This window comes from Brevibacillus sp. 1238 (assembly GCF_029892995.1).
GTDB lineage: Bacteria > Bacillota > Bacilli > Brevibacillales > Brevibacillaceae > Brevibacillus > Brevibacillus parabrevis.
Map to the genome: position 1 here is coordinate 32,673 of NZ_JARXWC010000011.1, position 12,449 is coordinate 45,121.

17 protein-coding genes are annotated in these 12,449 nt (G+C 51.9%); 7 read left to right on the forward strand and 10 right to left on the reverse strand.

The genetic code is table 11. The features are described 5' to 3' along the window. Positions 1–223: 223 nt before the first annotated feature. Together M2298_RS21245 and M2298_RS21250 are read left to right on the forward strand one after the other, a co-directional pair. A complete protein-coding gene (locus M2298_RS21245) occupies positions 224–376 on the forward strand; it encodes a hypothetical protein (RefSeq protein ID WP_167470372.1) in 153 nt (50 codons plus the stop codon). 136 nt (positions 377–512) lie between these two features. Continuing rightward, complete coding sequence (locus M2298_RS21250; RefSeq protein ID WP_122966144.1) at positions 513–671, forward strand: YrzI family small protein; 159 nt, start codon at positions 513–515, stop codon at positions 669–671. 101 nt (positions 672–772) lie between these two features. Here M2298_RS21250 and mutY read toward each other — a convergent pair whose 3' ends face one another. Both mutY and M2298_RS21260 read right to left on the reverse strand, forming a co-directional pair. Continuing rightward, the gene (mutY, locus tag M2298_RS21255; protein ID WP_122966145.1) at positions 773–1,888 is read right to left on the reverse strand and encodes an A/G-specific adenine glycosylase; all 1,116 of its coding nucleotides are present in this window, start codon (positions 1,886–1,888) and stop codon (positions 773–775) included. Positions 1,889–1,908: 20 nt separating this feature from the next. Further along, entirely contained in the window at positions 1,909–2,202 is a 294-nt protein-coding gene (locus tag M2298_RS21260) for a hypothetical protein (RefSeq protein ID WP_122966146.1), read from the reverse strand. Positions 2,203–2,357: 155 nt separating this feature from the next. Here M2298_RS21260 and M2298_RS21265 point away from each other — a divergent pair, with 155 nt between their 5' ends. Together M2298_RS21265 and M2298_RS21270 are read left to right on the forward strand one after the other, a co-directional pair. After that, positions 2,358–3,353 (forward strand): metal-dependent hydrolase, encoded by a 996-nt coding sequence (locus M2298_RS21265; RefSeq protein WP_122966147.1) that lies wholly within the window; start codon positions 2,358–2,360, stop codon positions 3,351–3,353. Positions 3,354–3,531: 178 nt separating this feature from the next. Continuing rightward, positions 3,532–4,077 (forward strand): pyridoxamine 5'-phosphate oxidase family protein, encoded by a 546-nt coding sequence (locus M2298_RS21270; RefSeq protein WP_280649063.1) that lies wholly within the window; start codon positions 3,532–3,534, stop codon positions 4,075–4,077. A gap of 61 nt (positions 4,078–4,138) precedes the next feature. Here the strand turns inward: M2298_RS21270 and M2298_RS21275 are convergent, their stop codons facing one another. The 4 genes from M2298_RS21275 to M2298_RS21290 form a co-directional block, all read right to left on the reverse strand. Beyond that, a complete protein-coding gene (locus tag M2298_RS21275) occupies positions 4,139–4,585 on the reverse strand; it encodes a carboxymuconolactone decarboxylase family protein (protein ID WP_274875355.1) in 447 nt (148 codons plus the stop codon). Positions 4,586–4,667: 82 nt separating this feature from the next. Then, positions 4,668–5,546: an RNA polymerase sigma-70 factor gene (locus M2298_RS21280; protein WP_280649064.1), complete on the reverse strand. Its 879-nt coding sequence runs from the start codon at positions 5,544–5,546 to the stop codon at positions 4,668–4,670. Beyond that, complete coding sequence (locus M2298_RS21285; RefSeq protein WP_280649065.1) at positions 5,546–6,340, reverse strand: dioxygenase family protein; 795 nt, start codon at positions 6,338–6,340, stop codon at positions 5,546–5,548. The genes M2298_RS21280 and M2298_RS21285 overlap by 1 nt, the downstream gene beginning before the upstream one ends. Before the next feature lie 1,164 nt (positions 6,341–7,504). Next, positions 7,505–8,113 (reverse strand): superoxide dismutase, encoded by a 609-nt coding sequence (locus M2298_RS21290; RefSeq protein ID WP_063228762.1) that lies wholly within the window; start codon positions 8,111–8,113, stop codon positions 7,505–7,507. 198 nt (positions 8,114–8,311) lie between these two features. On the opposite strand from M2298_RS21290, the gene M2298_RS21295 reads away from it, so the two are divergent. After that, positions 8,312–9,082, forward strand: coding sequence for a TSUP family transporter (locus M2298_RS21295; RefSeq protein WP_122966153.1), 771 nt, complete (start codon positions 8,312–8,314; stop codon positions 9,080–9,082). A 96-nt stretch (positions 9,083–9,178) separates the two neighbouring features. Here the strand turns inward: M2298_RS21295 and M2298_RS21300 are convergent, their stop codons facing one another. Then, positions 9,179–9,364: a hypothetical protein gene (locus M2298_RS21300; RefSeq protein WP_122966154.1), complete on the reverse strand. Its 186-nt coding sequence runs from the start codon at positions 9,362–9,364 to the stop codon at positions 9,179–9,181. 18 nt (positions 9,365–9,382) lie between these two features. Continuing rightward, positions 9,383–9,613, reverse strand: coding sequence for a YneF family protein (locus tag M2298_RS21305; RefSeq protein ID WP_063228765.1), 231 nt, complete (start codon positions 9,611–9,613; stop codon positions 9,383–9,385). Positions 9,614–9,765: 152 nt separating this feature from the next. Between M2298_RS21305 and M2298_RS21310 the strand changes: the two genes are divergently transcribed. Then, positions 9,766–10,593 (forward strand): N-acetylmuramoyl-L-alanine amidase family protein, encoded by an 828-nt coding sequence (locus M2298_RS21310; RefSeq protein WP_280649066.1) that lies wholly within the window; start codon positions 9,766–9,768, stop codon positions 10,591–10,593. A 19-nt stretch (positions 10,594–10,612) separates the two neighbouring features. After that, positions 10,613–10,906 carry a hypothetical protein gene (locus M2298_RS21315; protein ID WP_122966156.1) on the forward strand — a complete coding sequence of 98 codons (294 nt, stop codon included), beginning with the start codon at positions 10,613–10,615 and terminating at the stop codon, positions 10,904–10,906. Here M2298_RS21315 and prpE read toward each other — a convergent pair. Then, positions 10,891–11,712 (reverse strand): bis(5'-nucleosyl)-tetraphosphatase PrpE, encoded by an 822-nt coding sequence (gene prpE, locus M2298_RS21320; protein ID WP_122966157.1) that lies wholly within the window; start codon positions 11,710–11,712, stop codon positions 10,891–10,893. The genes M2298_RS21315 and prpE overlap by 16 nt on opposite strands. 103 nt (positions 11,713–11,815) lie before the next feature. Next, positions 11,816–12,445 (reverse strand): response regulator, encoded by a 630-nt coding sequence (locus M2298_RS21325; protein ID WP_063228769.1) that lies wholly within the window; start codon positions 12,443–12,445, stop codon positions 11,816–11,818. Between the last annotated feature and the right edge of the window lie 4 nt (positions 12,446–12,449).

Genomic DNA, 12,449 nt, shown 5'->3' on the forward strand with positions numbered 1-12,449 from the left:
TCTTATCGTTGCAAAAACTGCATATAGAAGCGCCTCCTGGTCCGACGAATTGTAGATGCATTCGTATCTTCAACATTCTCTTTCGTCAATTACCAGACCATGGGCGTAGTAGCTTGTGGTCTTTCCTTTTCTTCGTGCGCCCAAAAGACCGCAGGCATCAGCCCGTGGTCTTTTTCTTGGCGACAAACATCCAATTTTTACCAATGAGAGGAGGTGATTTGGTATGGTACTGAATTTCTTGTTTTTCACCATCAAGATCGAACGCAATCACGTTCAACCAGAACAACGCCTGGCTGCCTATGCGCGCACACGTTATTTGGAAGAACGCGCTGAGGCTCACGCCTTTGAAGCAGCCCAACACGTTAGCCGCATCTAATTTCGTCTTCGCATTCCAAACCAGGAGGGATTTCAATGAAAAATAAACAAAGACGTCAGATGATGAGATTTACAGGAGTCAAAGCGATAGATGGCGACTAACTGCACGATTTATCAGGGATGGGAGGTGGATTTTCATGCACATTCCAATGATTTTCTTCACGATTATTATCGAGAAGCGGAAATTGACCCCAGAACAGCGCGAGGCGCAATATTTGCAACAACAAGCAATCGCTGAGTGGGAACAACGGAAACATCAGATCGCAATGCAGTTTCCGGAATTTCTGTACAGATAATCGACAACGACAGTCCATGAAAATAACGAGACGGCCATTGCATGGTCGTCCGAATGAAAAAAGCTGCCGAGTTTATCTCGACAGCTTTTTGGCTTCCTGTCCTACTTGCTTTTTTGTCCGAGCAATTCCCTGATTTTGTGATGGGCCATCGGAAACGTGTACGTGTCCAGCTCACTCCAAGCCGCAAACCTGGCATGAGCGGGCAGCTTGTCTCCGTCAATCCAGTCACAGGACCAAACCTGCATATTCCACTGCAAATGCGAAAAGATGTGCTGCACGGCACCGAGCGGTTCCAGCACTTCGATATCGATTCCGAATCGTTCGCTGATTCCGCTGGCGAGCGCCTCTGCTTTGGCACTGTCTTTTTGCTGCTCCGTCTCCACCATGGGAAACTCCCACAGGCCAGCCAGCAGCCCTTGCTCCGGCCGTTTGTTAATCAGCACCTTGCCATCGCGAACCACGATTGCCACCTGCAAATCGACAGGGCGCGGAGGTTTTGCCTTCCCTTTGATCGGCAGTTCCTCCTGTACCCCTTCCTTGCGGGCCATGCAGTAATCGAACACAGGACAGGTCAAGCATTGCGGCGAGCGCGGCACACAGACCATCGCGCCCAGCTCCATCAAAGCCTGGGTGAAATCACCTGCTCGCCCTTCCGGAATGACTTGGCGCACGAGATGCTCAATCTTGATCCGGGTGGCGGGCTTGGCAATATCATCCGACAGGTACAGCAAGCGGGAAAAGACGCGCATGACGTTTCCGTCGACAGCCGGCTCCGGCTTTCCGTAGGCAATGCTTAAAATCGCACCCGCTGTATACGGCCCCACGCCTTTCAGCGTGGCGATCTCTTCAGGCGTGTCAGGCACGACGCCGCCATAGCGAACGGTTACCTCGCGAGCAGCAGCCTGCAAATTGCGAGCGCGGGAGTAATAGCCAAGTCCTTCCCACGCTTTGAGCACTTCTTCTTCTGGTGCATTTGCCAAATCCGACACCGTCGGAAATTTCTCCATGAAATTCGCATAATAAGGTTTAACGGTTTCTACCCGCGTCTGCTGAAGCATGATTTCCGACACCCAGACACGATACGGGTCACGGTTGATCCGCCACGGCAAATCCCGCTTTTGCGAGTCGTACCAGGCCAACAAATCCTGGGCGAAACCGAACACATGAAACTCTTCGGGAAGAGTGTACTGCAAGCTGTTGTCTTTTTTTCTTGCCATGTCTTTCTTGTCTGCTCCTTTTATTTTGGATACTCGGCGGGGCGAAACGCCCAGACGTGCAGCTTGGCCGCTCCGCCCGTTATACAGTCGCAAAACTGCTGATCCGCCAAACGGTGTGCTTTGATTTGTTCATATTCGTGTACAGTGGAAACGTCAAAAGTTTCCACAAACAATCCCGGCTGATCAAGCCCCTCGAAGGAGCGATATTCGCGTGCTCCCCATGCTGCAAGCCGCGAAGCCATGGATGCAAGCAGTCGCAAAGCCTGCTCCCGTTTTTCCGGTTGCAGCTTGTATTCGATAAAGACAGTTAACATACGACTTGTCCCTCCTTGATCTATTCATCATACCCTTTTTGCAAAAGCGGGAACAAGCTCACAATTTTTTTCAGCAGAGGGGGGAATTATGTCATCTCTCACGCTATAATAAACATAACAACAGCCTGGAAGAAAAGGAGGAAGACAACGATTCCATGGATACAGCCACTCACTTTGCCATGGGCTTCGGATTGGCCGGGCTCGCCTACCTCGATCCTGTCGTAGCTTCTTCTCCATCGCTTGCAGCCGCCGTGATGATCGGTACGGTCATCGGCTCGCAAGCACCTGATCTGGATGGGTTGGTTCGCCTTCGCGGCACTGCGGCCTACATTCGCAATCATCGAGGCGTTTCCCACTCTGTACCTGCCCTGTTTCTCTGGTCGGGAGCCATTTTTGTTCTCATACAGGCCCTGATGCCGCAAGCCTCCTGGCTCCATTTGCTGGGCTGGATCTTTTTGGCCGTCTGCCTGCACGTTTTTGTCGACTTGTTCAATTCCTATGGCACAAAGGGCTTGTATCCGTTTCGCGATAAGTGGGTTGCCCTGAACGCCATTTTCATTTTTGATCCGTTCATTTTTGCCGCTCATCTCGTCGGCTTCATGCTCTGGGCAGCGGGCGCGCACCCTGGCCGATCCTTTTTGCTGATTTACCTGGTGATTGCGGGCTACTACTATTGGCGCTGCCAGGTGCAAAAGCGGACGACAGAGCAAGTTCGCGCGCGAATCGGCAAGCCGGGCATGTACACGATCATTCCTACCCTGTCCTGGACATTCTGGACTTTTGTTGCCAAAACGGAGCAGCACTGGTATGTAGGCGAGGTGAACTCCGGCGATGTCAGTATTTTGGACACATTTGCCATCAAACCCGAGAGCGAAGTCGTTGCCGCTGCCAAACAAGATTCCAAGGTGCAATCGTTCCTCGCCTTCACCCACCACGTCCACGTGGAAACAAAGGAACAGCCCTTCGGCTATGAAGTCAAATGGATCGACTTGCGCTATCGCTCCCGCTTCCAAGGAAAAAGCCATTACATGTTCGTCGCCGTTGTCCATCTCGATCCTCAACTGAACATCCGCGATTCTTTCGTCGGCTGGATTCACCGCGGGGAAGAGCAGCTTGCCAAAAAGCTCGATTCCAAGCGACAGCTGGGATAATCGCACACCGCACAGCAACTGAATACTGAATCAAAACCGCTCTTGAGAATGGAGCGGTTTTTTTATATCTGAATCTGACCTGCTCGATTAAGCCAAAACTGCACCTTTTTCCCAAGTCAAAAACCGACTACGATCAGGCTACATCGAAAAACAGAACTGTCTGACTGGGGGATTACCAATGATACCTGTCCGCTATTCCAAACGCACCATTACTGATCAGGAGCAGATCGCTTCGTTTTTGCACACAGCAAAAGTCGGCCACCTCGGAATGTCCGACGAGCGCGAGCCGTATATCATTCCGCTCAATTTTGCCTGGTGGAACGGCTGTATTTACTTTCACGGCGCAGACTCTGGGCGAAAGATCGAGATGATCAACGAAAACAACCGCGTCTGTTTCAGCGTTTGCGAAGAGCACGGCACGATCGCTTCGCCTGTTCCGGCGCATATTGATACCGCTTATATGAGCGTGTTTTTGTCGGGTACGATCGAGCGCGTGCAGGAGCCGGCTGAAATGCGCGATGCGATGCAAGCGATGATCGACAAATACGTGCCAGGCTACTTTTCCGATCCGCTGCCTTTGCAGCACGTGCTGAAGTATCGCTCGTCCATGGGCAGCGTAACCGCTATTTTTCGCATCACCCCGGATACGCTCACGGCCAAAGGCAATCCAGGCTCGGAAGAAAACCAATTTTATCCGGGTAGAAAAGTAGAAATGGATGTGTAACAAAAACGACACGCCCCTTCCTTGGGAACGTGTCGTTTTCATTCGTCTGTCCGCAACGTATTTAGCGGTTGTACGGGGCAAACATGCCTGTCGAGATGGCGATGCGGTTCCAGCTGTTGATCGTGTTGATCGCCATGATCAGCGACGTGTACTGATTCTCGTCAAAATGCTCTCTTACTTGCTGGTAAAGGGCGTCGGGAACGCCGTCTTTCGTAATCAGCGTCACTGCCTCGGTCAAGGCGAGAGCCGCACGCTCGGCATCCGTATAAACAGCGGACTCGCGCCAAACGCTGAGCAAATAAATGCGTTGCTCTGTCTCGCCGAGTTTGCGCGCGTCTTGCGTATGCATATCCATGCAAAAGGCGCATCCGTTTATTTGCGACGCACGAATTTTGATCAGCTCGATCAGCTTTTTGTCGAGGCCGCTTTCGTTCACGAATTTTTCCAGTTGCAGCATGGCTTGGTACGCTTGCGGGTTTGCCTGGCGATAGTTGAATCTTGTTTGCATGTTCATCTTTCCTCTCCACTCGAATGTGATCTTTCAACCTCAAAGACGAGTGGCTTTCCGGTTTTGTGACCGATTGGAAAAATTACTTTTGCAAATGCGCCAATTTGTCCGGGTTGACGACCATGAACAGTCGTTCGATCCGGTCTTCCGCTTGATTCAGGCTGATTTGAAGCGTCATTTTCACTTGGCCTTCGGAAATGACGACGATGCCATCCTGGCCGTTGATGGAGCGAATCTCCATGTGCGAATGATCCGCCCAGCGCGGCCAGACACCTTTCCAGAACGAGGCCACGCGGCGATTGGTGAAAATCGGGCGCAGCGCAGCCCTGGCTTTTCCGCCCCCGTCGCTGACAAGCATGGCATCCTGCGTCAAAAGCTGTACCAATGCACTCGCGTCTGCTTTGGAAATCGCATGCATCAGCTGTTCAATCAGCTTTTTGGCTGGGGCGGGTACTGCTGTGACTTGCAGGCCTGGCTCTTTCAGCCTTTGCTGTGCGCGGCTGTACAGCTTGCGGCAGCTCGCCTCTGTTTTTTCCAGCAGGTCAGCGATCGTTCGGTACTCAAAGTCGAGGGCTGCGCGCAGCACGTAGACGGCCCGCTCCGCCGGAGACAGCCGATCGAGCAAGACAAGCAAGCTGTAGGATACGTGCTCCTGCGCGATCACGGTTCGCAACGGGTCATTCTCGCCGCCGTCGTCAAACAGCGGTTCGGGCAGCCATTCTCCTACGTACTGTTCGCGTTTCCAGCGCGCTGATTTCAACGTGTCCAGGCAACGGTTTGTCACGGCTTTGCACAAATAGCTTTTGACGTGTTGAATATCGTTGATGTCAACGCCCGCAAGCGCAACAAACGTTTCCTGGACAATGTCCTCGGCCTCCGCGACAGAGCCTGTCATCTGGTAGGCGAGGGTAAACAGTAATCCTTTGTATTGGAGATAAACTTCTGCGATCCCCACGCTCATTATTTGGCTTCACCAAACTGCCAAATCGTATGGCTCAGGCTGCCGTAACGAAAACTCATGTGCAGTCGCTTGGCGGTGCGCTCGTCATCTGCTGCTCCCATCACGTAAAGGAGCGGCACAAAATGTTCGCTGCCATAGGCAGGAACCGCTTTTTCCGCGTGCGGCGCAAGCTCGCGATAGCGGGCCAAATCGTCCACTTTCCATCCGCTCAAGGACTGATGCAGCCATTCTTCAAACTCCAAGGCCCACTCGAAAGCGCGTCCTTGCGCTTCACGCATGTCGATGTATGAAAAGTTATGAACGGTTCCACCCGAGCCAATAATCAGGACGTCTTTTTCCCGCAGCGGGCTGAGCGCTTTGCCGATCATGTATTGCTGCGCAACAGTCAGATTCGGATTGACGGACAGGGCAACTACCGGGATATCCGCGTCCGGGAAAATATGGCGCAAAACTACCCAATGCCCATGATCCAGGCCTCGTGTCGTATTTACCGTGACAGGCACGCCTGCATCACGCAGCAATTGAACCGTCTCATCGGCAATCTGTTGGTCGCCTTTTGCCGGATATTGAATTTCGTACAGTTCTTGCGGAAACCCGCCGAAATCGTGGATGGTCGGGAATGTCTCCATCGTGCCGACCATCTGGTCAAATGCTTCCCAGTGCGCAGAGAACATGACGATAGCGCGCGGACGGCGCGGAAGCAGGCTGGAAATCTGATGCATGGCTTGTGTATAGGAATTGTTTTCGATAGCAAGCAGCGGAGCGCCATGTGCAACGAAAAAAGATGGCATCATGAGAAACACTCTCCTCTATAGTTTTTAAATAAGGTTACTTTTAGTAAGTATTATAACTGATATTTGTTCTCATGGCTATCCTTTGCGGAAAATAAGTTTTCTTGTTTCCTTGATTCTGCGATTCTGCAGCCGTTCGGGGCAGATGGCTTGAATTGGCTCGTGTTATGGACAGCTTACACTTTTCCGGCGAATGATAAAAGCTTGCTCGGAGTGATGCTTTGTAGTCTGCGTCATCGGTACTTCAGGTGTGGCGAGGAAAGAGACGAATCGCTGTAGCTTCTTGGGATACCCGCTGGGGGCTTGGACTGCACGGCTCCGGGGAAAAAGCGAAACCGCGTCAAAAGCAGCGGACTCAGGGAAGCGGACGCACGTTGACGCTTAAAATCGTGTTTCGCTTTTTCCTCGGAACCTCGGTCGGTATCCCAAAGAGCTTTCGCGCATTTCGTCTCTTTCCTCGTCAGCGGATGGTTGTGGTCGGCGCGAGTTTCAAGGAAAAATGCCCATGCAAAAAGGCTTGCTTGGGGTAATGCTTTGTAGATTACGTCATCGGTACTTGAGGCGTGGCGAGGAAAGAGACGAATCGCTGTAGCTTCTTGGGATACCCCCTGTAGGCTTAGACTGCACGGCTCCGGGGAAAAAGCGAAACCGCGTCAAAAGCAGCTCGCTCACAGATGCAGATTCACGTTGACGCTTAAAACCGTGTTTCGCTTTTTCCTCGGAACCTCGGTCGGTATCCCAAAGAGCTTTCGCGGATTTCGTCTCTTTCCTCGTCAGCGGCTGGTTGTGGTCATCGGGAGCTTCAAGGAAAAATGCCAATGCCAAAAAGCTTGCTTGGGCTGACATTTTGTAGTCTGCATCATCGATACTTTAGGTGGTGGTGATCGGGGATTTCAAAAAAGTACAGAGACATGAGTAAGAGTCTTCTTCAAGACGGTGCTTCATGCAATTTGTTCACGAAAAACTTGTTCAATTTCTGCCCTGGATTTCCCCCCCTTGAGCAACCTCCAAAAAACAATATCCGACCAAAGCGTACCGTCGGCCGAGGAAACAGGAGAAACAAGCGAAAGGGCTTTGGGACTCCTACCGAGGCGGAGACGGAACCCAAAATAAAAAGCTTGCCGCCCACAATCGAGCAACAAGCTTTTATCATTGCAAAAAACAAGCTTACTTCGCAGCAGCAAAACGCTTGCTTACTTCATCCCAGTTCACTACGTTCCAGAACGCGCCGATGTAGTCAGGGCGTTTGTTTTGGTAGCGCAGGTAGTAAGCATGCTCCCATACGTCCAGGCCGAGGATAGGTGTTTTGCCTTCCATGATCGGGCTGTCTTGGTTAGGAGTGGAAGAGATCGCTACTTTGCCGCCTTCAGCAGTCAGCCAAGCCCAGCCGGAACCGAAGCGAGTAGTTGCTGCTTTTGCAAATTCAGCTTTGAAGTTGTCGAAGCTGCCGAAAGCCGCGTTGATTGCGTCAGCCAGTTCACCAGTTGGTGCGCCGCCGCCGTTCGGGCTCAGGATTTCCCAGAAAAGAGTGTGGTTAGCATGTCCACCGCCATTGTTGCGTACAGCTGTGCGGATGGATTCAGGCAGAGCGTCCAGGTTGCTGATCAGCTCTTCCACGCTTTTTTCTTGCAAGTCTGCATGAGCTTCCAAAGCTGCATTCAGGTTGTTAACGTAAGTAGCATGGTGGCGTCCGTGGTGGATTTCCATGGTTTGCGCGTCGATATGAGGCTCCAGTGCGTCATGTGCATAAGGCAATGCTGGAAGTTGATGTGCCATTATAACATTCCTCCTCAAAAATATGTATGGTTCAAGCTACGAGCTTATTATACTACAAGACAACCACTTTTACAACAAATCAGTATGCAAAGTATATTAATCTATCAGCCATTTTCAGAGATTTCCAGCTTGCATTCAAAAAAGAGAGTGCTAGACTTGTTTTATTGCATACATACTTAGAAAATCAGGTGATCATGAATGGAACTGGACTTATTAACGGTAGTGTTTCTCGCTTTCTTCGGATTCGTCGCAGCCTTCATCGACAGTACAGTTGGCGGCGGCGGATTGATTTCCTTGCCCGCTCTGCTCGGTCTGGGCATGCCTCCCTATCTCGCGCTCGGCACGAACAAGCTCGCCGGCACGATTTCCTCGGCAACCAGCTCATTCACTTTTATCCGCTCGGGAAAATACGACAAGAAGCTGATGCTCATTCTCTTCCCCGTCTCGCTCGTCGGTGCCTTTTTCGGAGCCAAGACGGTGCTGTTCGTTCCCCAAGAAATGTTGAAAGTATTGGTCATCGTCATGATGGCGCTGATTTTCGTCTACACCTTGTTCAATAAACGGTTCGGTCAAGACTCCAACTACAAAGGGATGACCAAGTTTACGCTTGGGCTAGGCATTCCTTTTACTTTTTTGATCGGTTTCTACGACGGCTTCTTCGGCCCGGGAACGGGTTCTTTTTTCGTGTTTTTGATGGTGCTTCTGTTCGGTTATGACTTCGTAATTGCAGCAGGCAACGGCCGGATCTTGAATTTGGCCAGCAACCTCTCCGCGCTGTTTGTTTTCCTAGTAGAAGGCAAGGTCATTTTCCTGACAGGTCTGGTCATGGGGATTGCGATGCTGCTCGGTGCCAGCATCGGTGCGAAAGTCGCCATCAAAACCGGCGTTCGCTACGTCCGCCCGCTGTTTTTGATCGTCTCGATCACCTTGATTACGAAAATGATTTACGAGCTGATTTTTACCCCCTAACAACAAAGACGACCAGCCGGATGATCGCACAGGTGATCCGACTGGTCTTTTTTACGAAGCGCCAAAATAAAAAGCCTGGCCAAAGCCAAGCTCCCCCTACTCGTCTTTTCCTTTTCGTTGCTTCATGCGCAATATGATGCCGTCGATGAGAAGACCTATGCCCGCTCCATAAAAAGGGGCTGCGAATCGGGTCCCTTCCCCCATAGGCAGATCTTTCAAATACACGATCAATACACCCACAATAAAACCGATCATCGTGTAGCGTAGACGGGTCGGTCCCATAACGACACCCCCTTCGCACTACTTCCCGAATTTATTTGGCATTTTCATATTTTTCATCGTGCGGCTCATTTGCTTCAGCTGTTTTTGGTTGAGATTCATTCCCATAGAACGGGCCATGGCTTGCAGCTGTTTGTCGTCCATCTGCATGTTGGACATCTGTTTTTTCAAATAATAAGTGCCTCCGGCAAAACCGCCCACGAGGCCGAGTAACAATGTAACGATCGGGATTACCCAGTTGTACCAAGCCATCAATACATTACCATCCTCTATACGTAATTAAGAACTCTTTCATTGTACCATAGATGGGCTTTCTGTACATTGCAACGCGCGAAAATGATGAGACTGCCCCAAGCCATGTCGGCCTTTCCAAGCATATTCTAAGAACAAGAGGTGATGCATAAATGGCTCCTATCCTGATTGTGGACGCCGGGCACGGGGGAGTCGATCCTGGCGGCGGAAACAATGCGCAGTTTCTTGAAAAGAATATGACCTTGCAAATTTCCTTGTACCAGTTCAACCGCTTCAAGGAACTGAACATTCCAGTCGCGATAACGCGGACCAGCGATACTACGCTTTCAAGCGATGCACGGACTGCCCTGGTGCGAAACAGCGGCGCCCGTTACTGCATCTCCAACCATATCAATGCAGGGGGCGGCAGAGGCTCTGAAGTCATTTACTCGATTTATGGGTCAGCCGTATTTCCCCGCATGATCCAGGAAGAGCTTGAAGCAGAGGGAATGCCGAACCGCCGGATTTTCACCCGTACGCTCCCCAACAACCCGAACCGCGACTACTACTACATGCACAGGGAAACAGGAAGCGTGGAGACGGTCATTATTGAGTACGGCTTTGCAGACAATCCACTGGACGCAGATACGCTCGCCAAGGACTGGAAAAAACTCGCCGAGGGGGTTGTCCGCGCTTTTTGCGAATATGCCAAACTGCCCTACCGCCCTCCAGTAGCTCCTACACCTACTCCCGCGCCAACACCGACACCGACGCCCACACCTGCGCCTACTCCCACCCCGACGCCTGCGCCTACCGCTTCCCCCAATCCCGGAGATGGAGGTGGAGGAACAGTGCCCGACTGGAAACAGGAAGGGATCGACTGGATGTTTGACCAAGGCTTGTTGACCAACGAAGACTGGCGCAATCAAGCTGACAAGCCTTTGCCGCTTTGGGCCGAGGCCATCATATTGAAGCGCCTGTATGAGCAATTGAAAAAATAAGATTTGGAGGTAGTGCCCCGTGGGCTTCGATCTCGGTTTAATCATCGCCTTTGCCCTGGCCGGAACCGCTACCTTGTCCGATGTGCTTCGCATCCCGAAAAAGCTGCGCAGTTGGGTAGCCGTTGTCTTGATTGTCGGGCTGTACATGGCCAATCAATGGCTGTACTATCCCGGATTTGACTGGAAAACAGCGCTAATGGAAGGCGTAACAGCGGGCTTGGCCAGTGTAGGCATTCACTCTTCCGCCAAAAACACGATCGAGCAAGTAAGCAACAGCAAAAACAAGAAAAACGATTCTCAATCTGCCGTATAACGCGTCAGCGGCGTATCCGACAGACCTGAATAATTTTTTCTCGCCGGCACACTCAAGACATCGTCCTCCGGGAAGCGATAGGCGGTCAGCATTCCGCCGAAAACGCAGCCCTGGTCGATATTGATTGTGCCGTTTTTGCGTTTCGGTTCCGGGTGCGGATCGTGTCCCCAGACGATCGTCGGACTTGAGACTCTGCGTTCTTTTGCCCACTCTCTGCGAATAGGGCGGCCATCAGGCCCAGTCCCGGCCACATCGCCGTATCGGCAAAACGTATGCACCGCAGGAGATTCCATGCCAATATAGTCATCCCTGATCCCGGCGTGAACAGCTACAGCAGCCAGCTTGTCATGACGGCGGATCATCATGTGCGACGGCGAGGAAAAAAGCAGCCGCCGACTTTGCTCCCGCAGCAAAGAAGCTTTTTTCGGCCCAAATTCATGCTGATAAAGCTTCAGCTCCTCTTCCACTTTTTCGTCGCCGTGCGCCAAGGTAACCGGCCTGCCATCCAGCCAGCGGGCGATCTTCCAGCCGTGATTGCTGTCTACCATCTCTGCCAGCCCAGCCGTGACGTGGAGGTGGAAAAATTGCAACATCCTGATCGAATGCGGTCCGCGGCTTGTTATATCTCCGAGGGAAAGGAGCTTTCGGCCCTTTGGATGTCGGTAGGCACCGTCTTTGCTTTGCTCGTACCCGAGCCGCTGGATCAGCTCCATAAACTCGTCGTAACAGCCGTGAACGTCTCCGATGATATCCACGCCGTTGTCGGCCGAAAGCACCTTGGAGCGTGTCTGAGGTTTATGCCTCATAGCGCGTTCCCTCCTTTCCCAATCTGTTACTTACTATCTTTACCATAACGGCAAAAAAAACTCAAAAAAGCCCCTCATCATGAGGAGCTTTTTTACGGCAAAATCAACCGAGATCGTGCGTATGAACGTAAATCGCCGCCTGCGTCCGGTCCTCTACATTCAACTTGGCAAGAATGTTGCTGACGTGCGTTTTGACCGTTTTGATGCCGATAATCAGCTCATCGGCGATTTCCTGATTCGACTTGCCCTGACCGATCAGCTTCAGCACTTCCAGCTCACGCGGTGTCAACTGTTCGTGCGGATGCGATTCCTGGCCGTGCCGGAAACGGGCCATGATTTTCCCTGCCACTCGCGACTCCAGTACAGGTTCTCCGGCCGCTGCCGAACGGATGGCCTTCGCGATCTCCGCCGCCCGCGAAGTTTTCAGCAAGTAGCTGAAAGCCCCCGCTTCAATAACCGGATATACCTTCTCGTCATCAATGAAGCTGGTGAGAACGATGACCTTGCTGGCCGGACATGCTTCGCGAATGCGTCTGGTCGCTTCCACGCCACCAATGCCTTCCATGACCAAATCCATGAGGACAACATCCGGCCGCAGCTCGACAGCCATCCGCACACCTTCTTCACCACTGCCCGCTTCTGCCACAACCTCGATATCATCCTCTGTTGACAGGTAAGCCGCCAGTCCCATCCGTACCATCTCATGATCATCTACCAGTAATACGCGAATCACAGCA